Origin of the sequence: Saccharopolyspora sp. SCSIO 74807 (genome assembly GCF_037023755.1) — a bacterium.
Lineage (GTDB): Bacteria > Actinomycetota > Actinomycetes > Mycobacteriales > Pseudonocardiaceae > Saccharopolyspora_C > Saccharopolyspora_C galaxeae.
Genome location: NZ_CP146100.1, coordinates 184,804 through 207,894 on the forward strand (window position 1 = coordinate 184,804; position 23,091 = coordinate 207,894).

The 23,091-nt window shown below is 71.4% G+C and carries 23 protein-coding genes; 14 read left to right on the forward strand and 9 right to left on the reverse strand.

Going from position 1 to position 23,091, the window contains the following annotated elements; translation table 11 throughout:
- The first annotated feature begins 250 nt into the window (after window positions 1-250).
- Window positions 251-763, forward strand: coding sequence for a hypothetical protein (locus tag V1457_RS00830; RefSeq protein WP_307850018.1), 513 nt, complete (start codon window positions 251-253; stop codon window positions 761-763).
- Entirely contained in the window at window positions 760-1,221 is a 462-nt protein-coding gene (locus V1457_RS00835) for a ferritin-like domain-containing protein (RefSeq protein ID WP_200070086.1), read from the forward strand. The genes V1457_RS00830 and V1457_RS00835 overlap by 4 nt, the downstream gene beginning before the upstream one ends.
- A 77-nt stretch (window positions 1,222-1,298) precedes the next feature.
- Here V1457_RS00835 and V1457_RS00840 read toward each other — a convergent pair whose 3' ends face one another.
- Entirely contained in the window at window positions 1,299-2,528 is a 1,230-nt protein-coding gene (locus V1457_RS00840) for a hypothetical protein (RefSeq protein ID WP_338599117.1), read from the reverse strand.
- Window positions 2,529-2,627: 99 nt separating this feature from the next.
- Window positions 2,628-3,653 (reverse strand): aminotransferase, encoded by a 1,026-nt coding sequence (locus tag V1457_RS00845; RefSeq protein WP_338599120.1) that lies wholly within the window; start codon window positions 3,651-3,653, stop codon window positions 2,628-2,630.
- A 98-nt stretch (window positions 3,654-3,751) separates the two neighbouring features.
- On the opposite strand from V1457_RS00845, the gene V1457_RS00850 reads away from it, so the two are divergent.
- Together V1457_RS00850 and V1457_RS00855 are read left to right on the forward strand one after the other, a co-directional pair.
- The gene (locus tag V1457_RS00850) at window positions 3,752-4,162 is read left to right on the forward strand and encodes a secondary thiamine-phosphate synthase enzyme YjbQ (protein WP_338599123.1); all 411 of its coding nucleotides are present in this window, start codon (window positions 3,752-3,754) and stop codon (window positions 4,160-4,162) included.
- A gap of 85 nt (window positions 4,163-4,247) precedes the next feature.
- Complete coding sequence (locus V1457_RS00855) at window positions 4,248-4,943, forward strand: HAD family hydrolase (protein WP_200070090.1); 696 nt, start codon at window positions 4,248-4,250, stop codon at window positions 4,941-4,943.
- 262 nt (window positions 4,944-5,205) lie between these two features.
- Here the strand turns inward: V1457_RS00855 and V1457_RS00860 are convergent, their stop codons facing one another.
- Together V1457_RS00860 and V1457_RS00865 are read right to left on the reverse strand one after the other, a co-directional pair.
- Window positions 5,206-6,954, reverse strand: a complete 1,749-nt coding sequence (locus tag V1457_RS00860; RefSeq protein WP_338599126.1) for a proline--tRNA ligase — start codon at window positions 6,952-6,954, stop codon at window positions 5,206-5,208.
- A gap of 215 nt (window positions 6,955-7,169) precedes the next feature.
- A complete protein-coding gene (locus V1457_RS00865; RefSeq protein WP_338599129.1) occupies window positions 7,170-8,123 on the reverse strand; it encodes a LysR substrate-binding domain-containing protein in 954 nt (317 codons plus the stop codon).
- 72 nt (window positions 8,124-8,195) lie between these two features.
- Here V1457_RS00865 and V1457_RS00870 point away from each other — a divergent pair, with 72 nt between their 5' ends.
- From V1457_RS00870 to cobM, 8 genes are all read left to right on the forward strand, one after another.
- The gene (locus V1457_RS00870) at window positions 8,196-9,713 is read left to right on the forward strand and encodes an MFS transporter (protein WP_338599132.1); all 1,518 of its coding nucleotides are present in this window, start codon (window positions 8,196-8,198) and stop codon (window positions 9,711-9,713) included.
- A 65-nt stretch (window positions 9,714-9,778) separates the two neighbouring features.
- Window positions 9,779-10,522, forward strand: coding sequence for a peroxide stress protein YaaA (gene yaaA, locus V1457_RS00875; RefSeq protein ID WP_200070092.1), 744 nt, complete (start codon window positions 9,779-9,781; stop codon window positions 10,520-10,522).
- A 209-nt stretch (window positions 10,523-10,731) separates the two neighbouring features.
- Window positions 10,732-12,297, forward strand: coding sequence for a DEAD/DEAH box helicase (locus tag V1457_RS00880; RefSeq protein ID WP_338599137.1), 1,566 nt, complete (start codon window positions 10,732-10,734; stop codon window positions 12,295-12,297).
- Window positions 12,298-12,300: 3 nt separating this feature from the next.
- Window positions 12,301-12,714, forward strand: a complete 414-nt coding sequence (locus tag V1457_RS00885; protein WP_338599140.1) for a TIGR03618 family F420-dependent PPOX class oxidoreductase — start codon at window positions 12,301-12,303, stop codon at window positions 12,712-12,714.
- Between the two features lie 174 nt (window positions 12,715-12,888).
- Window positions 12,889-13,695 carry a methyltransferase domain-containing protein gene (locus V1457_RS00890; RefSeq protein WP_338599143.1) on the forward strand — a complete coding sequence of 269 codons (807 nt, stop codon included), beginning with the start codon at window positions 12,889-12,891 and terminating at the stop codon, window positions 13,693-13,695.
- Between the two features lie 104 nt (window positions 13,696-13,799).
- Window positions 13,800-14,498, forward strand: coding sequence for a DUF2071 domain-containing protein (locus V1457_RS00895; RefSeq protein WP_338599146.1), 699 nt, complete (start codon window positions 13,800-13,802; stop codon window positions 14,496-14,498).
- A gap of 36 nt (window positions 14,499-14,534) precedes the next feature.
- Window positions 14,535-15,752, forward strand: a complete 1,218-nt coding sequence (cbiE, locus tag V1457_RS00900) for a precorrin-6y C5,15-methyltransferase (decarboxylating) subunit CbiE (protein ID WP_338599149.1) — start codon at window positions 14,535-14,537, stop codon at window positions 15,750-15,752.
- A complete protein-coding gene (gene cobM, locus V1457_RS00905; RefSeq protein WP_338599152.1) occupies window positions 15,749-16,492 on the forward strand; it encodes a precorrin-4 C(11)-methyltransferase in 744 nt (247 codons plus the stop codon). Before cbiE ends, cobM begins: the two co-directional genes overlap by 4 nt.
- A 127-nt stretch (window positions 16,493-16,619) precedes the next feature.
- On the opposite strand, the gene V1457_RS00910 is transcribed toward cobM, so the two are convergent.
- The 3 genes from V1457_RS00910 to V1457_RS00920 form a co-directional block, all read right to left on the reverse strand.
- Window positions 16,620-16,823 (reverse strand): hypothetical protein, encoded by a 204-nt coding sequence (locus tag V1457_RS00910; protein ID WP_338599155.1) that lies wholly within the window; start codon window positions 16,821-16,823, stop codon window positions 16,620-16,622.
- Between the two features lie 88 nt (window positions 16,824-16,911).
- Window positions 16,912-17,115, reverse strand: coding sequence for a DUF397 domain-containing protein (locus tag V1457_RS00915; RefSeq protein WP_338604761.1), 204 nt, complete (start codon window positions 17,113-17,115; stop codon window positions 16,912-16,914).
- A gap of 5 nt (window positions 17,116-17,120) precedes the next feature.
- On the reverse strand, window positions 17,121-17,966 hold the full coding sequence (locus V1457_RS00920; protein WP_338599158.1) for a helix-turn-helix transcriptional regulator: 846 nt from the start codon (window positions 17,964-17,966) through the stop codon (window positions 17,121-17,123).
- Window positions 17,967-18,253: 287 nt separating this feature from the next.
- Here V1457_RS00920 and V1457_RS00925 point away from each other — a divergent pair, with 287 nt between their 5' ends.
- Window positions 18,254-18,550: a hypothetical protein gene (locus V1457_RS00925; RefSeq protein WP_338599161.1), complete on the forward strand. Its 297-nt coding sequence runs from the start codon at window positions 18,254-18,256 to the stop codon at window positions 18,548-18,550.
- 1,134 nt (window positions 18,551-19,684) lie between these two features.
- Here the strand turns inward: V1457_RS00925 and V1457_RS00930 are convergent.
- Entirely contained in the window at window positions 19,685-20,776 is a 1,092-nt protein-coding gene (locus V1457_RS00930; RefSeq protein WP_200070101.1) for a cobalt-precorrin-5B (C(1))-methyltransferase, read from the reverse strand.
- Window positions 20,777-20,810: 34 nt separating this feature from the next.
- Between V1457_RS00930 and V1457_RS00935 the strand changes: the two genes are divergently transcribed.
- The gene (locus V1457_RS00935; RefSeq protein ID WP_407074738.1) at window positions 20,811-21,551 is read left to right on the forward strand and encodes a cobalt-precorrin-6A reductase; all 741 of its coding nucleotides are present in this window, start codon (window positions 20,811-20,813) and stop codon (window positions 21,549-21,551) included.
- Here V1457_RS00935 and V1457_RS00940 read toward each other — a convergent pair.
- Window positions 21,539-23,083, reverse strand: a complete 1,545-nt coding sequence (locus V1457_RS00940) for a precorrin-2 C(20)-methyltransferase (RefSeq protein ID WP_200070384.1) — start codon at window positions 23,081-23,083, stop codon at window positions 21,539-21,541. The genes V1457_RS00935 and V1457_RS00940 overlap by 13 nt on opposite strands.
- Between the last annotated feature and the right edge of the window lie 8 nt (window positions 23,084-23,091).

The window sequence follows — 23,091 nt, forward strand, 5'->3', positions numbered from 1 at the left end:
CGGACTCCGTGCCGGAGCTTCCCGGCGGGGCGGCTCCGTTCGGGGCGGATCCGCCGCGCGGCTCCGGCCGATTCCGTCGTGGCACCCGGTGGGCCGATACGGGCCCGCGCTCGGCCGGGCTCGCGGCACTCGAGCTCGGCGCACGGGCCGCGGTCGTCCAGCTTATCTCGTCGGTCCGCCGCTCAGCGCGGCATGGGCGGGCGCCGGGCGAACGCGGCCGCCGCAGGGCTGCCTGGCAGGATGGATCAGCGTGCGAGCCCCCTTCAGCAACCACCGCCCCACCGGGGCCGCGTGCACCGGTCGCCGCGATGTGCTGCGCCTGCTCGCCGCGCTGCCCGCCGCGGCCGCGGTGAGCGCGCTGACCACCGCCTGCGGGAGCGGGCAGGACGCGCCGGATCCGCTGGAGCCGCTGGCCGCCTCGGCCCGTTCGGACGCCGCGCTCGCGCAGGGCATCGCGCGGGCGCACGCGGAACTGGCCGGGCAGGCGGGTGCGGTCGCCGCCATGCGCGGTGAGCACGCGCGAGCCCTGGAGAAAGAGATCGACCGGCTGGACCCGCCGGACCCGGACCGCCCGAAACGGCGGGGCGCTTCCGCACCGCAGGTACCCGGTTCGTCCGCTGCGGCCAAGGAGGCGTTGCGGCGATCGCTGGCCGTCGGGCAGCAGGAGGCCGCGAAGGCTTGCCCGCGGTTGCCCGGCTACCGCGCCGGGCTGACCGGCTCGGTCTCGGCAGGCTGCGCGGGCCTGACGGAGGTGCTGGCATGAGCAGCGAGCTGCCCGAACAAGCGGCCCAGGCGCTGCGCACCGCCTTGCAGGCGGAGCACGCCGCGGTGTGGACCTACGGGCTGGCGACGGCGTTCGCCGAGCAGTCCGCGGTCAGCTCGGCGGTGCAGCAGGCCACCGAGCTGCACGAGCGGCACCGGGACGACGCGGAGCGGCTGATCCGGGCCGCGGGCTCGGCACCGGCGGTGGCCGCGCCCGCCTACGAGCTGCCGCAGCAGGTCACCGACGAGAACTCGGCGATCCGGGTGCTGGCCCTGGCGGAGCAGGAATGCGCGGTCGGCTGGCGGGCGGTGCTGGAACGCACCGAACCGGACAGCGGCGACCCCGCGGTGCGGCAGCTGGCGCTGGACGCGCTTACCACCGCGGCGAGCCGGGCGACCCGCTGGCGGATCACCATCGGCGAGGAACCGGCGGCGAAGGCGTTCCCCGGGCAGCCTTGATCCCCGGACAGCCTTGATCCCCGGACAGCCTCGATCTCCGGGCGACTCAGCGGGCGGGCTCCCGTTGCCCCGCGGGGTCAGCTGCCGGTGCTGTCCTGCGGCCAGCCGAGCCGCAGCGCGTCCCGGGTGACCTCGGAGAGCTGGGCGTCCTCGAAAGTGGCCGGTTTGCCGAAGTAGCCGGACTCACCGACCACGACGAGGCGGTCCTGCTGCTCGGAGTAGTAGCCGACGTCCTGGCTGAGCTTCGGGAAGTCGTCGGGCAGGTCCCGCCCGGCGGAGACGAGGTCCATCACGTTGCCGGTGCTGTCGGTCGACACCAGCGAATTCAGCTGCGCGGCGGAAGCGGCGTCGGGCATCCGGACGGTCACCACGGAGGTCAGTGCCCGCTGCCCGCCGGGCAGCGTGGTGGAGTACAGCGCCCTGGTGAGGTGCTCGCACTGGTGCTGCTGGAAATATGCCTTGATCTGCTCGGTGGAGACGTTCGCGCAGCCGCGGAAGCCCTCCTCCCGCAGTTCGGGGTGGAACTGGAACTTGCCCTGCGGCGGCTGCGGTCCCTGCGCCTGGTCGTCGGCCGGGTCGGAGGGTTTGAGCAACAGCCACACCAGTCCGGACAGCAGCGAGACGCCGAACAGCACGAGCCCGCGCAGCAACCAGCCGGACGGGGTGATCTTGGTGCCGCCGTTCCCGCTCGCCGGGTTCGGCTCGGCCGGGGACTGCCTGCCGGTGGAGGGGTGGGCGCGCTGGACAGGGGCGGCGGCCTGCTGGGCCGGAGCGGCTTGTTGGGCAGTTCCCGGGTACTGCGGCCCCGGCTGCTGAGCCATTCCCGGGTGCTGAGCCGTTCCGGGGTGCTGGGCAGTCCCGGGATGTTGGGCAGTCCCGGGATGTTGGGCGGGGTACTGGTTCGCCCCGGCGTAGGCACCACCGGGATTCGACTGCGGCCAATAACCCTGCGCCGCATAGGGCTGCTGGTACGGATGCGCCGAGTACGCCTGGGTTGGCTGCGGGTGCGCGTGCTGCTGCGGCTGGTGCGCGGTCCCGTTCCACTGCTGGTTCCCGTTGCCCCAGCCGCTGTACTGGTTGTCCGGACCGTTGCCGTGCTGCCCGCGCTGCGACTGCCCGTGCTGCGATTGGTCGTCGCGGGCGGACGGCTGCTGGAATGCGGGCCGGGTCGCGTCCCCGGGCGCACCGGAGGTGCTTTCGGGGGCGAAGTCGGCGGCTGTCGCCGCGCGCTGCTCGTGGTTCACCCGGGAGTTGTCGCGCTGCAGTGGCGCTGTGTCGCCGCGCGGAGTCTGCTGCGAGTCATTCATCTCTTCGGGCGCACCTTGGGGATCCGGCACGAGCACCTACGGTAGCGGTTGCCGGTCGATCGCAGAACAGCACGTGTGCAGCGATGACGTTCGGGCAGCTCAGGCACGCAGCGCCAAGATCACTCGATCGAGATCGTCGGCGGTGTTGTAGAGGTGGAATCCGACCCGCGCCTTGCCCGCGCGCGGCGAGCTCACCACTCCCGCGGCGGTGAGCCGGTCCCCGGCATCGGCTCCGGGCACGCCGACGATCGCGGACCCGCCCGGCGGCATCCCCAGCTGCGCGCGCAGCTCGTCGGCGAGGCCCACGCAGTGCCGCCGCACCTGCTCCAGATCGGCCTTCGCGAGTTCGCGCATCGCCGCTTCCGCGCCGACCTGCTGCAACCAGACCGGTGATTGGTCCAGCCCCCGGGCTCCGTCGGCCAGCCGCAGCGGCAACCCGTAGTTGGTGTCCTCGTCGGGCGTGCCCGAGAACCAGTTGGCGTAGATCGGCCGCAGCCGGATGTCCGGGCGCACCGCCATCCAGGCCGCTCCGCGCGGGGACATCAGCCACTTGTAGCAGGCCCCCGCCACGTAGTCGGCCCACTCCAGCTGCAGCGGCAGCCATCCGGCGGCCTGCGTGGTGTCCAGCAGCACCCGGGTCGGGATGCCTGCGGTGGCTTCGCGCAGCGCGTCGAGGTCGACGATCCGGCCATCGGCGGACTGCACGACGCTGACCGCGACGAGGTCGTATCCGGCGGCGAGTTCGGGCAGCGCGCTCAGCTCCGCCTCGGTGACGGTGACGCCGCGATCGGCGTGCGCGGCGAACGGGAAGATGACGCTGGTGAAGTCGCCATCGGCGACCAGCACCCGAGCGTCGTCGGGCAGGCTCGCGGCGACCAGCGCGACGAGCCCGGAAAACGAGTTGCCGGTCGTGACCCGCTCCGCAGGAACTCCGGCGAAGTGCGCGTACAGCTCGCGCGTCCGCTCGATGTACCCGTCGAAGTCGCCGGGTGCGTCACCGCCCCGGCCCCACTTGGCCACCGCTTCGTTCATGGCGGTGACGGCCTCGGTCGGCGGGACGCCGATGGACGGGGTGTTGAGGTAGCCGCCGGGAACCTCGAAGGTCATGCCGAACGCGGAACGCATACCCGCATCGTCGTCAATCGACGGCCGCGAGCGCCAGGCCCTTTTCCGGAACCCGCTACCGGAGCACTGGCGAGTTCCTCCGGTCCTACCGTGGGGGTATGGAGAGCACGGAAGTCGAAATCCGGACCGGTTCCACCGAGGTCGTGCAGGATCTCAGCGGCGAGGTCGAGCGCTTCCTGCGTTCCGCGGGCGCCGGCGACGGGCTGCTCAACGTTTGGGTACCGCACGCCACCGCGGGGCTGGCGGTGCTGGAGACCGGCGCGGGCAGCGACCAAGATCTGCTCGCGCAGCTGCGCGAGCTGCTGCCCGCCGACGACCGGTGGCGGCACCGGCACGGTTCCCCGGGCCACGGGCGCGATCACGTGCTGCCCGCGCTGGTGCCGCCGTACGCGACGATCCCGGTGCTGGGCGGGCGGCTCGCGCTGGGCACGTGGCAGTCGGTGTGCCTGGTGGACACGAACGCGGACAACCCGGTGCGCCGCGTGCGGTTCAGCTTCCTGGCCGGTTGAGCCGATGCCGCGGCGCGGCCGGGACGGTCCCGGAGATCGATCACATCTTGATCATCCGGACGGCGCCGGCTGCCAGGATGTGCGCATGACCGGCCGGCTGGTGCTATGGGACGTGGACCTGACGCTGATCGACGCGCGCGGCATCGGCACCGACTGGTACCGCCGGGCGCTGGCCGAGGTCACCGGGCTCGGTCTGCGGCACGTGCCGGACATGGCCGGCAAGACCGAGCTGGCGATCACCGGCGAAGTGCTGGCCGCGCACGACGTCGAGGCGGCCGCGGACACCGTCGATGCGATGTTCACCGCGTTGAACACCGCCGTGGCGGCCGACCGGGACGGGTTGTCGCTGCGCGGCAACGCGATGCCCGGCGCGGCGCGGGCGCTGGCCGCGCTGGACGAGACTCCGGGCGTGCTGCAGGGCCTGGTCACCGGCAACCTGCCGGAAGTGGCGTTCCACAAGCTCGACGCCTTCGGCCTGCACCGGCACGTGGACTTCGACATCGGCGGATTCGGCAGCGACTCGGTGCACCGGCACGACCTGATCGCCGCGGCGGTGCGCAAGGCCGGCACCAAGCACGGTCGCGAATTCGCTCCGGAGGCCGTCGTCGTGGTCGGTGACACGCCGCGCGATGTGGCCGGGGCGCTTCGGCACGGCGCGGTCGCCGTCGGCGTCGCCTCCGGGCGCAACGGCGAGGACGAACTGCGGGAGGCGGGCGCGCACGTGGTGCTGCCGGACCTCACCGACACCGGAGCCGTCCTCGCCGCCGTCCGGAGTGGATAGTCCGACGACGCGCTTCGCCCGCTGCCCTGGCGACCCGTGCGGGCCGACCCGAGTGAACGGCCTGTTCCCCACTGGATCGGTCGAACGGTCCGTTCACTCCTGGAGAAACCGCACCTGTGCACCAGTTCGGGCGCCCTGCTGACACACCGGCCGACACACCCGCGCACCGCCCGGCCCCGGGCGAGTGGACCGAGTGAACGGACCGTTGGTCCGAATAGATTGGGCGAACAGGCCGTTCACTCGATGCCCCGCGTCCGCTGCGTCAGCGTCGGACCAGCTCGGTGAGGTGCCCGACCGCCTTGTCCACGCCGATCTCCTCGCGCTCGCCGGTGCGGCGGTCCTTGATCTCCACCACGCCGTTCGCGAGGCCCTTGCCGACGACCAGGATCGTGGGCACCCCGACGAGTTCCGCGTCGGCGAACTTCACCCCTGGCGAGGCCGTGCGGTCGTCCAGCAGCACCCGGACCCCTGCGCGGTCCAGCTCGGCGGCCAGCCGCTCGCCGCCTTCGCGGACGGCGTCGTCCTTGCCCGCGGTGACCACGTGCACGTCGGCGGGGGCGACTTCGCGGGGCCACACCAGGCCGAGTTCGTCGTGGCTCTGCTCGGCGATCGCGGCGATCATCCGGGACACCCCGACGCCGTAGGAGCCCATGGTGATCCGCTTCGGTTTGCCGTCCTGGCCGAGCGCGTCCAGCCCGATCGCGTCGGAGTACTTGCGGCCGAGCTGGAAGATGTGCCCGATCTCGATGCCGCGGGCGGCGACCAGGGTGCCGTTGCCGTCGGGCGCGGTGTCGCCTTCGCGGACCTCGGCGGCCTCGATGGTGCCGTCCGGGGCGAAGTCGCGGCCGCACACCAGGTCCACCACGTGGTGCTCGTCCCGGTCCGCGCCGGTGACCCACGCCGTCCCGGCCACGATGCGCGGGTCGGCGAGGTAGCGGATTCCGTTGTCCTGCAACGCCTTCGGCCCGATGTAGCCCTTCACCAGGAACGGGTTCGCGGTGAAGTCGGCCTCCTCCAGCAGCGCCACCTCGGCGGGTTCGACGGCGGCCTCCAGCCGCTTCATGTCGACCTCGCGGTCGCCGGGCACCGCCACGGCCAGCAGTTCCCACTCGTCCGCACCGGGCTTGCGGATCTTGACCAGCACGTTCTTCAGCGTGTCCGCGGCGGTGAAGGTGCGGCCCAGCTCCGCGGCGTTGAGGAACGCCACCAGGGTCTCGATCGTCGGCGTGCCCGGCGTGTGGTGCACCTGCGCGGCCGGTTTGTCCGCAATGGACAGCGGCGCGGGCACCGGCGTGGCCACCGCCTCCACGTTGGCCGCGTAGTCGCCGCTGGTGCTGCGCACGAAGGTGTCCTCACCGGTCTCGCTCTCGGCGAGGAACTCCTCCGACGCCGAACCGCCCATCGCCCCGGACGTGGCCTGCACGATCACGTACCGGAGGTTCACCCGGTCGAAGATCCGCACGTAGGCGTCCCGGTGCAGCCGGTAGGAGGCGGCCAGTCCCTCGTCGTCGAGGTCGAACGAGTAGGAGTCCTTCATCACGAACTCGCGCCCGCGCAGGATGCCCGCGCGGGGCCGCTCCTCGTCCCGGTACTTCGTCTGGATCTGGTACAGCATCACCGGGTAGTCCTTGTAGGAGCTGTATTCGCCCTTGACGGTGAGCGCGAACAGCTCCTCGTGCGTCGGCCCCAGCGCGTATTCGGCGCCCTTGCGGTCGTTGAGCCGGAACATGGTCGGGCCGTACTCGGTCCAGCGGCCGGTGGCCTCGTAGGGCTCCTTCGGCAGCAGCGCGGGCAGGTGGATCTCCTGCGCGCCGATCGCGGCCATCTCCTGGCGCACGACCTCTTCGACGTTGCGCAGCACTCGCAGGCCCAGCGGCAGCCACGAGTAGATGCCGGGCGCGACGCGGCGCACGTAGCCGGCGCGCACCAGCAGCTTGTGGCTCGGCACCTCGGCGTCGGCCGGATCCTCGCGCAGCGTACGCAAGAACAACGTCGACATCCTCGTGATCACGGCGGGCGCTCCTCGGGTGCGGATCGGCAAGGTCGGGGCCCGGAGGTTCGCAGCCACTTTTCGCGGACCTCCGATCCTCGCAGGGTAGCGACCCGAGGTGGGGCCGCCGCCAGCGGATTCCCCGGCTGCGCGGATCGACGGGCCGGGCGGCGGCACGGCCGTTCAGCGGCGACGGCCTGCCAGGCGCTGCCGCCTGGGAACCGGCCGGAAGCTCGCTACGGTCCGGCCGGTCCGCTCGCCGCGGTCCGGTCGATCGCAGGCGGCGGCAGCAGATCCGACGCGGTCGTGCTGATCGTCGACAGCGAAGCAGCGATCAACGGGTGCTCGCGGTGCCCGCGCCGGGTGGCGGCCAGGATCCGACGCGCGGGTGTGGGGTCGCCGCGCAGCGGGATGCGGGTGACCGGCCAGTCGTCGTGCAGCCTGGCGAGCCGGGGCACCAGGATGAGGCCGAAATCGTGCGCCACCAGCGCCGTTCCGGTGTCCCACTCGTCGGCGTAGTGCGCGATGTTCGGCGTGAAACCGGCGCTCGTGCAGGCCGCCCGCACCAGGTCGTGGTAGGTGCTGCCGGGGCGCCCGACGATCCACGGCTCGTCCGCGGCGTCGGCGAGGGTTACCGCGGACCGCTCCGCGAGGTGGTGGTGGCTGGGCACCACGAGGTCGAGCGGGTCGTCGAGCAGCCTGCGCTGCTCGAAACGTCCGTCCGATGTGGACGGGGTATCCGGCGTGTTGATCACGAGGGCGAGATCGGCGTCGCCCGCCAGCAGCAGGTCGAAGCAGCGGCCCGGTTCGGCTTCGATGATCCGGACGTCGACCTGCGCGTAGCGCTCCCGCAGTGCCGCGGCCGCAGGCGGAAGCAGCCGGGTGGCGGCGGTGGAGAAGCCGCACAGCGTGAAGGTGCCGCTCGGATCGCCGCTGAGCGCGGCCAGTTCGGCGTGGGCGCGTTCGGCTTGGGCGTGCAGCGCCTCCGCGTGGCGCAGCACCGTCCGGGCGGCACCGGTCAGCTGGATGCCGCGCCCGTGCTGGGTCACCAGCTCGACGCCGAGTTCCTCGGCCAGCTGGCGCAGCTGGTACGAGACCGCGGAAGGCGTGTAGTGCAGCGCCGCGGCGGCCGCGGTGACCGTGCCGTGGTGCGCGACGAGTTGGAGCACTGCGAGCCGCGGGTCAATCATGCAACCATTTTGCACGGTCTTGTCCAGCAACGTTTGATTCTGTTGCGCGGTATCGGGCGGCAGCCTGTGGGCGTGCTGTTTGAGAGGAGTGCTGCTTCCCGCCGCCGGAACGCGCCCGGAGATCGACTCGCCCGGCGAAGCGACCTGCGCACCGGCTTGTACGTGCTGGTCGTGCTCACCGCGGGCGCCTACCTGCCGAGTCCGCTGTACCCGGCCTATCAGGCGATGTTCGGGATCAGCGATCTGGCCATGACGGTGATCTACGCGATGTTCGCGCTGGTCAGCGCTCCGGCCCTGGTGCTGTTCGGGTCCGCTTCGGATGCGCTGGGGCGGCGGGCGGTGCTGCGGGCGAGCGTCGTGCTGGCGGCCGTCGCCTCGATCTGCTTCGCGGTGGCGTCGGGACCGATGTGGTTCGTGCTCGGACGCGCCGTGCAGGGAATCGCGCTGGGCACGGCGACCGGGGCGGCGAGCGCGTTGATCAGTGAGCGCGCGGGCGACTGGTACCGGGTCAGCGGGGCGATGCTGGCCAGTGCGGCCTTTCTGGCGGGCACGGCGATCGGACCGATCGCCGGTGGGCTGCTCGCCCGGTACGCGCCTGCACCGCAGGTGTCGCCGTACGCGGTGCACGCGGTGTTGCTCCTGATCGGTTGGCGCCGCGTCGCGAAGCTGACCGGTGCGGAGCCGGTTGCTCGCCGGTGGCGCTTCACCGGGCCGCGGATTCCGCACGGGATGCGGAGGCTGTTCGCGGCCTCCGCGGTGACCGGGTTCCTCGCGTGGACGGTGGCCGGGCTGTTCCTCGCGGTCATCCCGACGTTGCTCGACCGGGCGGGTGCGGCGGATCCGGCGGTCACCGGCGGCATCTTCGGCACGATGTTGATCTTCTCCGTGCTGGTGCAGCCGCTGGCCGGACGGCTCGGGCCCGCTCGCGCGCAGCTCGGCGGTCTCGGTGGACTGCTGGTCAGCCTGTCCGTGCTGGCGTTGGCCCCGGGAGGCGCAACGCAGATCACCCTGGCCGCGGCCGTGGTCGCCGGGCTCGGGCACGGGCTCGCCTACGGAGGCGCGGCCGCGGCGGTCGACGCCGCTGCGCCCGCAGGACAGCGCGGCGCGGTCACCGGAGCGCTGTACCTGGCGTTCTACCTCGGCGCCGGCTTCCCGGCGGTGGCCGTCGGCCTGATCACCCTCGGACACCCCTTGTCCGCAGCGACGACTTGGGTCGCAGGCGCCGCGGCATGTCTGGTGCCGTTCGCCGGTGCCGCCGTCATGCTCACCAGCGACGCCGTCGATCGCGCACCTGCGGGCGAGCGCCGGTCCCGACAGCGGGTCGACGGGAACGACGTCTGCGCGCGCAGGAAGAACGGGACAACGCCGCTCGGATTTTTCCGGCGGGTACGAGAACCTCGTAGGAGCGTGCCGATTCCACAGCGCTGGGAGACCGCAGGCAGCGGCCCCGCGCACCGGTCCGGGACAGTTCGCGGTCGACGTGCAGGCCGCCGGTCGCCGACGTTGCGCCGCACCGGGCGGTCCCGCCTGGACACCGCTGTTCCCGCGCGTCCCGTCGACGCCCGATCACGACGACGGCGTGATCAGTGATGCGACGCGCCGGGCCTCGGCCGGGGCAGCAACGGCGCGCACCGCGTTGTCTACGCTGGCGTGCCGTGCTGGTGCTGCTGCCTCCCTCCGAGACCAAGGCCGCCGGCGGCGACGGGCCGCCGCTGGACCTGGACGCGCTGTCGTGCCCGGAACTGACGCCCACCCGGCGCAAGCTGGTCGACGCGGTGCGCTCGCTGGCCGCCGACCTGCCGGCGAGCCTGGCCGCGCTCGGGCTCTCCGAACGCCAGGCAGGCGAGGTCGAGCGCAACGCCGAACTGCTCGACTCCCCCACCGCGCCCGCGCTGGAGCGCTACACCGGCGTGCTGTTCGACGCGTTGGACATCGGTTCGCTCGGCGCCGATCAGCGGGCGCGGGCGGACTCCCGGCTCGCGGTGGCTTCCGCGCTGTTCGGGCTGGTCCGGGGCACCGACCGGATCCCGGCGTATCGGCTGTCGGCGGGTAGTTCGCTGCCCGGATTCGGGCCGTTGCGGGGGATGTGGCGGCCGGTGCTGGCGCCGGTGCTGCAAGGCTCGGACGAGCTGGTGGTAGATCTGCGTTCCGGTGCTTACGCCGCGCTCGCGCGGGTTCCGGAGGCCGTGAGCGTGCGCGTGCTGTCCGAGGACGCGAGCGGCAAGCGCAAGGTGGTCAGCCACCACAACAAGTCGCACAAGGGACGGCTGGCCCGCGCGCTGGCGACCGCGGACGACGAACCCGCGACGATCGAGGACGTGCGCACCATCGCCTGCGATGCGGGGATGCGCGTGGAGCAGGAGGGCGACAGCGCGCTCTGCGTGGTCGTAACGAGTTGATCTTGACTTTGGGGGCGCGCGACGGCCGCACCGCACCCGTCGGCTAGACTGCGCCCCGACATCGAGCCGGTCCAGACAGCCCGCCGCACCGCGGCCGGAGCCCCGATCGGTCCCGAAACCCACCAGCGGCGCCCGCAGGCGCCGGGCTCGTCCTTGTGATCCGCCACTGCGCGACCTCCCCGAGACGTGCCAGTTTCCGGAGGTTCACAGTGCCCGACTCCGCGCCCGCACGTTCCCGGCGCCCGCGTCGCCGCAACGGCGGCAAGCCCGCCGCCGCGCCCGCGCCGAGCCTGTTCGACCAGGCCGGGGTGACCGCGGTCGACCCGGCGCCGTTCGACTCGCTCGGCCTGCCGCAGCGGCTGGTCCGCGAGCTGGCGGACGCGGGCATGACCGAGGCGTTCCCCATCCAGGCCGCGACCATCCCGGACGCGCTCAGCGGGCGGGACGTGCTCGGGCGCGGGCAGACCGGCTCCGGCAAGACGCTGGCGTTCGGCCTGCCGCTGCTGGCGATGCAGCAGGAGTCGGCGCGTCCGCTGCACCCGCGCGGCCTGGTGCTGGTGCCGACCCGCGAACTGGCCACGCAGGTCACGACCGCGCTCAAACCGCTGGCCAAGGTGCTGGGGATGTACGTGCGCGAGGTCGTCGGCGGGATGCCGTTCAACCGGCAGGCCGAGACGTTGCGGCGCGGGGTGGACCTGCTCGTGGCCACGCCCGGCCGGTTGTCCGACCACGTGCGGCAGGGCACCTGCGTGCTGTCCGATGTGGAACGAACCGCGCTGGACGAGGCCGACCAGATGGCCGACATGGGTTTTCTCCCGCAGGTTCGGCAGATCCTGGACCTGATCCCGCCGGGTGGCCAGCGGCTGCTGTTCTCCGCGACGCTGGACGGCGACGTGGACCGGCTGGTGCGCGAGTACATGTCGGAGCCGGTGGTGCATTCGCTGGCACCGCCGGCGGCCAGCGTGGACCGCATGGATCACCACCAGTTCCTCGTTGCCGCGCAGGAAAAGCAGCAGGTGCTCGCGCGCATCGCCGCCCGCGACGGGCGCACGATCATGTTCGTGCGCACCAAGCACCACGCGGACCGGCTGACGAAGAAGCTGCGCGCGGCGGGAGTCCCCGCTGGCGCGCTGCACGGCGGCAAGGCGCAGAACGCGCGCACCCGCATCCTCGACGAATTCCGTTCTGGCGCAACGGAAACGCTGGTCGCCACGAACGTCGCCGCCCGCGGCATCCACGTGGACGACGTGAGCCTGGTGGTCCACGTCGAGCCACCCGCTGACCCGAAGGACTACCTGCACCGCGCCGGGCGGACCGCGCGCGCCGGGGCGACCGGCACGGTCGTGACGATCGTGACCGAGGACCAGCGGCAGGCGTTCCGGCAGATGGCCTCGAAGGCCGGAGTGACGGCGGAAACCACCGATATCTCCCCGGAATCGGCCGAACTGGCGGAACTCACCGGTGCGCGCGAGCCGAGCGGGGAACCGATTCAGTCCCAAAAGGACACCGGCGGCAAGCGGCGGGATTCCGCGCGCGGGCACGAGCGCGCGGCCAAGCCCCGGGACGACCACGGCGGCCGCGGCACGCGGAACAACCGGCGCGGGCAGGGTCGCGACGAGCACCGCCCACCGCGCGACGAGCAGCGCGGCCACGGGTCGGGCGAACGCGGCCGTCCGCGGGACGACCAGCGGGGACGCCCGGCAGGCGGTGGGCGCGGCAGGCGCGGCGGCTCCGGACGCGGCCCGCGCCGCCCCCGGCAGTCCTCGGCGGGCTGAGCCGTGGCGTCCCGCAAGGTCGCGCTTTCCGCTCCGAGCCCGGAATTCCTGGAGTTCTGGGCCGAGCCGCACCGCTGCACGCTCACGACCGTGCGGCCGGACGGTACGCCGCACGTGGTGCCGGTGAACTCGACGCTGGACGCCGCAACGGGAATCGCCCGGGTGCTGTCTTCGTCCACTTCGCACAAAGTGCGGCAGGTCCGCGCGGCCGGGGAATCCGGTGCGCGGGTGGCCCTGTGCCAAGTGGACGGACGACGTTGGTCCACTGTGGAGGGTGTTGCGGTGGTCCGGGACGATCCGGGTGCGGTCGCCGACGCGGAATCCCGCGCCACGCACCGCTACGGCCGTGCGCCCCGGCCGAACCCGCGGCGAGTGGTCCTCGAGATCACCGCCACCCGGGTGCTCAGCAACCTCTGACGCGCCGCGCGCCCGATCCGTTGCGGCAACGGATGGCCGCGCGGCCGCCTTTCCTGCTTGCCGTCCCGACAGCGCCACCCGTAGTGTCTCTAATGTTGAGCACTCTGTTTCAGATTTTGAGACAGCGTCGGCTTTGGGAGCCGGGGGTGCACATCGGGAAGGAGCCAGCCGACCGTGACATCCGACGAGGTCTACAGCCAGGGCCACGCGCAAAGCGTGGTGCGCTCGCAGCACTGGCGGACGGTGGACAATTCCGCACCGCACCTGGCCGCCGAGCTCCGCCCCGGGCAATCCGTGCTCGACGTGGGCTGCGGCCCGGGAACGATCACGGTCGACCTCGCCCGGCGGGTGGCGCCGGGCGGCGTGATCGGCTTGGACGCGGTCGAATCGGTGCTGGCCCAGGGCCGGGACAACGCCGCTGACCTGGACAACGTCGAATTCCGGTGCGGCGACGCCTACACGCTGGACTTCCCCGACGACTCGTTCGACGTGGTGCACGCCCACCAGGTGCTGCTGCACCTGACCGACCCGGTGGCCGCGCTGCGCGAGATGCTGCGGGTCACCCGCCCCGGCGGCGTTGTCGCGGTGCGCGACTGCGACTACTCCGGAGCGATCTGGTGGCCCGCGGACGATCGGCTGGAGCGCTGGCGCGAGGTGTACCAGGCGGTCGCGCGGGCCGGGGGCACCGAGCCGGACGCCGGCCGCCGGATCATCAGTTGGGCGCACGCCGCCGGAGCCGTCGACGTGACGCCGAGCGCGTCGATCTGGTGCCACTCCAGCCCGAACGAACGGGCCTGGTGGGGCGGCATGTGGGCGGAGCGCATCCTCGATTCCCGCATCGCCGGAAGAGCCCTCGAAGGCGGCCACGCGACCCGCGAGGACCTGACGGCGATCTCGGCCGCGTGGACTGAATGGGCGCAGCACCCCGACGGCTGGTTCTCCATCCCGCACGGCGAGGCGCTCTGCCGCGTCACGGAGTGAGGACTCCGCCGACCTCGGCCCGCTCAGCAGCGCGACACCGCGCGTGCACTGAACGCGCCGGAACGCCCGCGCACCAACGGCGAACCCGCCGGTACGTTGCGCGCATGGACGAGATCACTGAGCTCGCGCCGCGCCCGATCCGGCGGATGCTGCTGGGCCAGTCTTGGCTGGATCTGACGTTCCTGCACTGGGAGGCCGATCCGGAACGGGTCGCGCGGTTCCTGCCCGCGGGCACCCGGCCGGACCTGTTCGACGGGCGGTCCTACGTCGGGCTGGTGCCGTTCCGGATGCACCGGGTGGGGCCTGGTTTCGGAGTCCCGTACTTCGGCGATTTCGCGGAAACCAACGTCCGTCTGTACACAGTGGACGATCAGGGGCGGCGAGGTGTGGTGTTCCGTTCGCTGGAGGCCGCGCGGCTGCTACCCGTGCTGATCGCGAGAGCCTCGCTGCGGCTGCCGTACAGGTGGGCATCGATGCGCCTGCACCGCGACGGCGACGCGGTCCGCTACACCGCCCGGCGTCGGATCCGCGGGCTGCGCAGCGACATCACCGTCCGGGTCGGCGAGCGGATCGCGCATCCGAGCAAGCTGGAGCACTTCCTCACCGCCCGATGGGGGATGCACGTGCCCTGGTACGGCCGCACGATCTACGTCCCCAACGAACATCCGACCTGGCCGCTGCACCGCGCTGAACTGCTGGAATGCGAGGACGAGCTGCTGGCGGGAGCTGGTTTCCCGGTTTCCGGCCCGCCGTGCAGCGTGCTGTGGTCGCCGGGCGTGGCCGTGCGCTTCGGCACCACCTAGCGCGCCGGACCGCGCTGCCGTGATGAGGTTGCGGGCGTGAGTGCGCAGCGGAAACCGGTGGACGTGGTGGGCATCGGCGCGGACGGCTGGGACGGCCTGTCCGCGGCGGCCCAGCGGCGTGTCCGGGACGCGGAGGTGCTGTTCGGCAGCCGCCGCCAGCTCGACCTGGTTCCCGAGCCCGCGCAGGAACTCGTCGAGTGGCCATCGCCGATGCTGCCCGCGCTGCCCGGCCTGTTCGAGCAGTACGAAGGCCGCGCGATCTGCGTGCTGGCCAGCGGCGATCCGATGTTCCACGGCATCGGCTCCACGCTGGCCCGGGTGCTCGGCGCGGAGCGGCTGCGGGTGCTGCCGCACGTGTCGTCGGTGTCGCTGGCCTGCGCGCGGATGGGCTGGCCCGCGCACGACACGCAGGTGGTGAGTCTGGTCGGCAAGCACACCGAGCTGCTGCACCCGCAGGTCCAGCCGGGCAGCCGGCTGCTGGTGCTCAGCTCGGACGAGCACACTCCCGCGCAGGTGGCGGCGCTGCTGGTCGCACGGGATTTCGGCAGCAGCGAGATCACCGTGCTCGGCGACCTCGGCGCGCCGGCGGAGTCCCGCCTGGACTGCACCGCCGCGCAATGGCCGAGCCCGCAGGTCTCCGCGCTGAACGTGGTCGCCGTGCATTGCCGCGCCGATCCGGACGCGCAGCGCCTCCCCCGCACGCCGGGCTTGCCGGACGAGGCGTTCCTGCACGACGGCCAGCTCACCAAGCGGGACGTGCGCGCGCTGACCCTCGCCCGGCTCGGCCCGATGCCCGGTGAGCTGTTGTGGGACGTGGGTGCGGGCGCCGGTAGCATCGCGATCGAATGGATGCGCGCCGACGAGTCCTGCCGGGCGGTGGCGATCGAGCACCGCGAGGACCGCGCGGCCCGCGTGACGACGAACGCGTTGAGCCTCGGCGTCCCCGGCCTGCGACTGGTCGTCGGTGCCGCGCCGGAGGCGCTGGACGGGCTGGACCCTCCGGACGCGATCTTCGTAGGTGGCGGCTCGACCGCGCCCGGTGTGCTCGATGCGTGTTGGAACGCGCTGCGCCCGGGCGGCCGCCTGGTGGTGAACGCGGTGACGATCGAATCGGAGGTGCTGGTGGCGGACTGGTACGGCCGCTGCGGCGGTGAGCTGGTGCGGATTTCCTCGGAGCACGCCTCGCCGGTCGGTGGTTTCACCGGCTGGCGGCCCGCGATGCGGATCACCCAGTGGGCGGTGACCAAGCGATGACCGTGCACTTCATCGGCGCCGGGCCGGGCGCGGCGGACCTGATCACGGTGCGCGGACGGGATGTCTTGGCGGCTTCGCCGGTGTGCCTGTACGCGGGCAGCCTGGTGCCGGTCGAGCTGCTGGCGCACTGCCCCGCGGATGCTCGGCTGGTCGACACCGCGCAGTTGAACCTGGACCAGATCCTCGACGAGCTGATCGCCGCGCACGAGTCCGGGCTGGACGTGGCGCGGCTGCACTCCGGCGATCCTTCGGTGTTCAGCGCCGTCGCCGAGCAGATGCGCCGCCTCGACGCGGCCGGGGTGCCCTACGACGTGGTCCCCGGCGTGCCCGCGTTCGCCGCTGCTGCCGCGACGCTCAACCGCGAGCTGACCGTGCCCGGCGTCGGCCAGACCGTGGTGCTCACCCGCACGTCCGCGCAGGCCACGCCGATGCCGGAAGGCGAAGACCTCGCCACCCTCGGGCAGAGCGGTTCGACGCTGGTGCTGCACCTGGCGGTCAACCGGATCGAGTCGATGGTCGAGCAGCTGCTGCCGAACTACGGCCCGGACTGCCCCGTCGCGGTCGTCGCCGGCGCCAGCCGGGAGGACGAGATCGTGCTGCGCGGCACGCTCACCGACATCGCTCCCGCCGTGCGCGAGGCGGGCATCAAGCGCACCGCGGTGATCGTGGTCGGGTCGGTGCTGACGGCTTCGACTTTCCCGGACAGCCACCTGTATTCGACCGCGCGCTGCCGCGACTGACTCGGCCATTTCGGAGTGAAGGGGTCGTTCGCCCCGACAAATTGGGCGAAGGGGCCCATTACTCCGGTGATCGTGCCCGGTGGCGACGGCCCGCGAGCAGTGGTGAGCGCTCGGCCGGCCCCCGGTTTCAGCCACGCTCCGGACCGCGCACTCGGCGCCGAGCGAGTTCGAACACGCTCGCCGACAGCACAATCGCGTCGAGCACTACCAGCGCCCACAACACCGGCCCGGGCAGCAACGAGGACGAAGCGCTCGCCGAGACCAACGCGACCAGCACCAGCCCCAGCACAACTGCCGCGGCCATCAGGAACCGCGACGGAATCCCTCTCATCCGCTCACCCCGCCATGATCTTCCGAGTGAACGGACCATTCGTCCCACTAGATTGGTCAAACGGTCCGTTCACTCATGTGCGAACGGGTTACGACTCGCGGAGGGAGGCGGTGAACGCCGCCCACTCGGCGCGGGTGAACGTCAGGATCGGGCTGGTTGAGCCGAGTTTGGAGTCGCGGACGCCGACGACACCCGGTGCGGAACCGACCTCGACGCAACCGTTCTGCGCTTGGCTGCGAGTGGACTTGCGCCAGTTGGTCACGGGGTCGACGTCGGCTTGCTGGTGGAGCATGGTGCTCAAAGATCCTTCGCTATTCGCTCGATCAACTCGATCGAGTCTCGCTGCTTGCAGGAAGCGACTTGCAAGCGGGTTAGCGTCTCGCGGTACTTCCGCACATTCTCCGGTTCGTCGTAGTAGATACCTCTGACTCGCGTCTCCGCGTAGACCATCCCGAGATCACCGTCGAAGTCCGGCGGGTAGGTCAGGATGGTGAACGCACCTTCGGTACCAGCATGTGCGCCCGCGTCGAGGGGCAACACCTGCACTTCGACGTTCGGACGTTGCGCCAACCGGACCAGCTCGTCGAACTGCGCGCGCATCACGTCCGCGCCACCCACTGAACGACGCAACGCAGCTTCATCGAGAATCGCCCAGACCGACGGCGGATGTTCTCGCCCCAGTACTTCCCGTTGCCGGGCCATCCGGAGTTCGACCCGACGCGAAACCTCGTCATCGGGCAGCTCAGGCTCGCCGGCGCGGACGATGGACTCGGCGTATTCGCGGGTCTGAAACAGTCCCGGCACCACTTGGACATCCCAGCTCTCGATCTTGGACGCCATCGCCTCGAGCCCGAGGAAGAGCTTGAAGTACTCGGGTAGCGCGCTGTCGTCCGCATCGAACCCGATCCACCAGTCGGTGCCCTTGCGCGCCCGGTCGCGCAGCGTCAGGAAGAACTCGACCCGGTCCGAGACTCCGTACAGCCGCAGCAGCGTCTCCAGCTCCAGGGCTTTCGGCATTCGGCGGCCGACCTCGAAGTGGCCGAGGTTCTGGATGCTGCCGTGGATCGCTTTCGCGGCTTCTGCCCTCGTGTGGCCGCTTCGTTCCCGCAGCCGCGTCAGCTCCCCTGCGATCCAGCGCTTCAACGCGGTCGGACTCGTGCTCACCCGCTACCTCCATCCCGTCGCACGGAGTCTGCCCCGGCGCGCGAGCCAACATCATCACCCGATCAGGGATCTAGATCGGAGCACATCGCAAATGTATCGTGCTCCACATCGGTGATCGACACCGATCACGATCCCACCAGGCACTGGCGCTCCCTCCCCCGCCTTCGCCTGGTGCCACCGGCGGGGCCGGACCGAAACGCCCCCGACGCGGTTCGGTTCCGCCGGTCCTCCCTCCCGATCTCCCTGCATGGAACGGAGTTCGCATCATGGACGCGATCGGAAACCTGCAAATTCTTGTAGCGCAAGGATTCCGCTGCGTCCCGGTGCACAACGACGCGGGTGAGCTCGACGCGCTGCTGTACGCGCGGTACTGGCCTTCCGGGGTGGTCGACGTCGTGATCGTCTACTCGCACGAAGAGGCTTTCGCTTACCGCGCAAGCGGAATCGACCCGCGCACTCCCCTGCTCTCCGGCCCCGCGCACCTGCACTGGCGGCAAGCGGGCCACCCGGCCCCGGTGACCGCCGCCGTCCTCGGACTCGACGGCCGGAGAGCCGGTACCTGACGAACGGAACCGACAGGCTCAAGCCCACCGCTGCAGCAAAACCACAGCCTGGTTCGACACTGCCACCTTGTAGCGGCAAGGAGCGTTGCGAATAGAGAGAACCCGTGGCCGCGGTGTGCGGGTAGCGTCGGCGACCTACTCGAAGTCCGCCCAGCTAGATCGCCACCCCGGTTGATCATCAAGATCTCCACCTCGAACGGTGCGCCTTGAGCGTCGTCAGTGCGACATCGCGGGCGCGGGTGGCGACGAGGTCGCCGAGGACGATGCGCACTGATCACAAGCCAGCGTGCACCGGACGAGCAAAAAAGTACCCCGGGCGCGTGCCGAAGCACTGGCGATCCCGGGGACTTCGACGCGAACAATAGCATGGGCACGCTGAGTGATACAACATCACTGTGAGCTATTGCGACACGTCCCCACCGGCGGAGCTCCGCCCGCGGCTCAGCACTGAGCGCCTAGGGACGTACATCAGGCACGCGCAAACCTGGGGCTGCGACCCCATAGAGCTTTACACACTCGGGATCGAACTCGCAGCCAGCTACTTGGCGGACTTGTCCCTGCTCGAAGTCATCATGCGCAACGCCATGCACGAGGAACTCACGAAGGCGTACCACAGCAGGTGGTGGGCTGACGATCGACTGCTCGACGAACGCTCTCAGTCGACGGTAAGCAAGGCCTGGTCCCATCTCCGCTGCCGTGAGGACGACCCGCCCGGCAAATTGCTCGCACAGCTCCCCTTCGGCTTCTGGGTACATCTCATGGAGGCGGGTGGGCACATTGGTAGGGAGCCATACCGGCAGCGCCGACCGTACGAGAGCTTGCTCTGGCGACCGGCTCTGCGGCACGCATTCCCGAACTCGTCTCGTCGGCGCGCCGACGTGCTGTCCGTGGCGCAAGTCGCGCACGCAACTCGAAATCGGATCGCTCACCATGAGCCAGTGCTGTTCGGTATCCGGCGGCCCGGTTTCGCACGGGCCGAACTGGACGCGCGTCGTGGACCACGAGAGGTTCACGAGGATTTGATCGCACTCGCACGCATGATCTCTGCGCCGGTTGCCGATTGGATGATGAAAGCCAGCAGGACGCCTGCCCTGCTGAACAGCGGGTTGCTTCCTTGTTAGCCGTAGCACCAGATCAGGCGAAAGCCGCCCGGCCCACCAAGTCCCCGCCCCGGTTGATCACCAGGATCTCCACCTCGACCGGTGCGCCTTGCAGCGTCGTCAGTGCGACCTCGCGGGCGCGGGTGGCGACGAGGTCGCCGAGTGCGATGCCGGACTCCTGGCACAGCGTCAGCGCTTCCAGGGCCGTGTTCGCGTTGCGGACCCGGTGGGCGAGTGCGTCGGAGCCGCCGGAATCGCGCACGAATCCGGCCAACAGCCCGAAGTTCACCTGGGAGCGCTTGGAGTGCAGATCCATGTGGCCGTCGGCGAGTTTGGCGAGCTTGCCGATGCCGCCCGCGATGGTCAGCCGCTCGACCGGATGCCGCCGGAGGTACTTCAGCACCGCACCGGCGAAGTCGCCCATGTCCAGCAAGGCCTCCGGCGCGAGGCCGTAGCGGTCGGTGACCAGCTTTTCCGAGGTGCTGCCGGTGCATCCGGCCACGTGCGGGAGCCCTTCGGCGCGGGCCACGTCCACACCGCGGCGGATGCTGTCGATCCACGCCGAGCACGAGTACGGCACCACCACCCCGGTCGTGCCCAAGATGGACAGTCCGCCGAGGATGCCGATTCGGGGATTCCAAGTGTGCCGGGCCAGTTCTTCACCGTCCACAACGGACACTTCAACGATCACATCGCCCGAGCCGCCGTGTTCGGCGGCGGTCCGCTCGACGACCTCGCGGATAAGCCTGCGCGGCACCGGGTTGATCGCGGGCTCGCCCACATCCAGCGGCAGGCCGGGCTTGGTGACGGTGCCGACCCCGGGACCGGCGCGGAAAACCACTCCGGAGCCGGGTTCGCCGTGGCGCACCGTCGCCGACACCAGCGCACCGTGCGTCACGTCCGGGTCGTCACCGGCGTCCTTGACGATGCCCGCCGTCGCGTAGTCGTCGCCGAGGGCTTCGCGGGCCAGGGCGAACGCGGGCCGATGCCCCTTCGGCAGCACGATCTCGACCGGGTCCGGGAACTCGCCGGTCAGCAGCGCGGTGTGCGCGGCGGCGGTGGCCGCGGTCGCGCACGCGCCGGTGGTCCACCCGTAGCGCAGCGGGGCGCCTTCCTGACCGGTCATGATGCCGCCTCCTTCACTGTGGAAGGGTGCACGTGTGCAGGACGGCGGCGCGACCCGGGTGCTGGTGCTGGGCGGCACCGGCGAAGCCCGCGCGCTCGCGGCGCGGCTCGAAGCCGAACCCGGTGTGCGGGTGACGTCCTCGCTGGCCGGACGGGTGCGGCAGCCGAACCTGCCGGAAGGCGAGGTGCGCGTGGGCGGCTTCGGCGGCGCGGACGGGCTGGTGAACTGGCTGCGCGCCGAGCAGATCGACGCCGTGATCGACGCGACGCACCCGTTCGCTCACGTCATGACCGGCAACGCCGCGCGCGCCTGTGCAGCGGCGGGCGTGCCGCTGCTGGTGCTGCGCCGACCGGCTTGGGAACCGCGTCCGGGCTGGCACCTGGTGACCTCTTTGGACGAAGCCGCCGCTGCGCTGCCCGCGCTCGGCGAACGCATCTTCCTCACCACCGGGCGCCAGGGGCTGAGCCACTTCGCGCACCTGGACCTGAGCTTCCTGCTGCGCGCCGTGGATCCGCCGGATCCGCCGCTGCCGCCGAACACCACGACGCTGCTCGCACGCGGCCCGTTCAGCTTCGACGACGAGGTGGCGCTGCTGCGCGAGCAGCGCATCGACGTGCTGGTCACCAAGAACAGCGGCGGGCAGCTGACCAGCGCGAAGCTGGACGCCGCCGACGAGCTCGGCATCCCGGTCGTGCTGGTGCAACGCCCACCGGAACCGCCGGTACCGGCTGTGTCCACAGTGGATGAAGCGGTGCGCTGGGTTCACGACGGGTAGCGGCGCGGCGTGAACACCCTGCCGCTCGCCTCGCGAGTCATCGAAGAACCGACCACCAGCAGGCAACGCATGTCCACATCGGACTGATCAAGCTCGCCGAGCGGCACCGTGCGCACGGACTCCTCCGGCCCGCCCACGTCCCGGCCGACGATCACCGGCGTCTCCGGCGAACGGTGTTTGAGCAGCGCATCGCGGGCCGCGGCGACCTGCCAGGTGCGGCTGCGCGAAGCCGGGTTGTAGATCGCCAGCGCCAGATCCGCCTTCGCCGCGGCCTCCAAGCGCTCGAGGATGACCTCCCACGGCTTCAACCGGTCCGAGAGCGACAGCACGCAGTAGTCGTGCCCGAGGGGCGCCCCGGCCCGGCTCGCCACCGCTTGCGCAGCGGTCAGTCCGGGCAGGACCCGCACCGGCACGTCGGCGAACCGCTCCTCGGCGGCGACCTCCAGCACTGCCGTGGCCATCGCGAAAACCCCCGGATCACCGGAAGAAACCACGGCGACCCGCGATCCGGCCCGCGCCAGGTCGAGGGCGAACTCCGCGCGTTCGGACTCGACGCGGTTGTCCGAGGAATGCTTGCGCTGCCGCGGATTCGACGGCAGCCGGTCCAGGTAAGGGCCGTAGCCGACGAGGTCGTCGGCGGCGGCGACGGCCGTGGCCGCCTCCGGAGTGGTCCACTGCGGACCAGCGGGGCCGAGGCCGACGACCACCAGCTCACCGGGCCCGCTCGGCGCGGGAAGTTCTTCAGCCGCAACGGTTTCCCGCACGTGGGGGGTGCCATCGGCCGCGGTGAGGTTGATCGGGCTGTCCGCGTTCACCGGGCTCGGCAGCAGCGCCAGCGAGAAGTACGGCACCGATTCCGGATCCACATCGCGCAACGGCAGCAAGCGCTGCCGGTCAGTGGTGGCGCGCTCCGCGTAGTACGCCTCGTCCAGCCGTCCGGCCTGCTCGAACGCCTGCTGCACGCCCTCGAACGTGCGGCCCAGCTTCATCACCGCGGCCGCGTCGGTCGCGGCCAGTTGCTCGGCGAGCTTCTCCGGCTCCAGCGTGCCGGGCAGCACGGTCAGCACCTCGTCCCGCTCGGCGAGCGGGCGCCCGAGCGACGCGGCGGCTCCGCTGACCGAAGTCACCCCCGGCACCGCGGCGACCTCGAACCGGTCCACCAGCCGCTTGTGCATGTGCATGTAGGAGCCGTAGAAGAACGGGTCGCCCTCGCACAGCAGCGCCACGTCGCGGCCCGCGGCCAGGTGCGCGGCGAGCCGCTCGGCGGCGTCGGCGTAGAACTCGTCGATCGCGCCCTGGTAGCCGCCCGGGTGGTTCGTGGTCTCCGTGGTCACCGGGTAGACCAGCGGCTCTTCGACCTGGTCGGACCGCAGGTACGGTTCGGCGACCCCGCGCGCGATGCTGCGGCCGTGCCGCGCGCTGTGGTAAGCGATCACGTCCGCTTCGCGGATGCGCCGCGCGGCCTTCACGGTCACCAGCTCCGGATCACCGGGTCCGAGTCCGACGCCGAACAACCTGCCTGCCTGCTCCACGGTGCTGC

Excerpts from the sequence above, each read along its gene's own strand:
- V1457_RS00925 (WP_338599161.1), top strand. The coding sequence starts at position 18,254 with ATGGACGCGATCGGAAACCTGCAAATTCTTGTAGCGCAAGGATTCCGC.
- cobM (WP_338599152.1), top strand. The coding sequence starts at position 15,749 with ATGACCGTGCACTTCATCGGCGCCGGGCCGGGCGCGGCGGACCTGATC.
- V1457_RS00845 (WP_338599120.1), bottom strand. The coding sequence starts at position 3,653 with ATGCGTTCCGCGTTCGGCATGACCTTCGAGGTTCCCGGCGGCTACCTC.
- V1457_RS00850 (WP_338599123.1), top strand. The coding sequence starts at position 3,752 with ATGGAGAGCACGGAAGTCGAAATCCGGACCGGTTCCACCGAGGTCGTG.
- V1457_RS00855 (WP_200070090.1), top strand. The coding sequence starts at position 4,248 with ATGACCGGCCGGCTGGTGCTATGGGACGTGGACCTGACGCTGATCGAC.
- V1457_RS00840 (WP_338599117.1), bottom strand. The coding sequence starts at position 2,528 with ATGAATGACTCGCAGCAGACTCCGCGCGGCGACACAGCGCCACTGCAG.
- V1457_RS00835 (WP_200070086.1), top strand. The coding sequence starts at position 760 with ATGAGCAGCGAGCTGCCCGAACAAGCGGCCCAGGCGCTGCGCACCGCC.
- V1457_RS00915 (WP_338604761.1), bottom strand. The coding sequence starts at position 17,115 with ATGCTCCACCAGCAAGCCGACGTCGACCCCGTGACCAACTGGCGCAAG.
- V1457_RS00865 (WP_338599129.1), bottom strand. The coding sequence starts at position 8,123 with ATGATTGACCCGCGGCTCGCAGTGCTCCAACTCGTCGCGCACCACGGC.
- V1457_RS00895 (WP_338599146.1), top strand. The coding sequence starts at position 13,800 with ATGGACGAGATCACTGAGCTCGCGCCGCGCCCGATCCGGCGGATGCTG.
- V1457_RS00930 (WP_200070101.1), bottom strand. The coding sequence starts at position 20,776 with ATGACCGGTCAGGAAGGCGCCCCGCTGCGCTACGGGTGGACCACCGGC.
- V1457_RS00910 (WP_338599155.1), bottom strand. The coding sequence starts at position 16,823 with ATGAGAGGGATTCCGTCGCGGTTCCTGATGGCCGCGGCAGTTGTGCTG.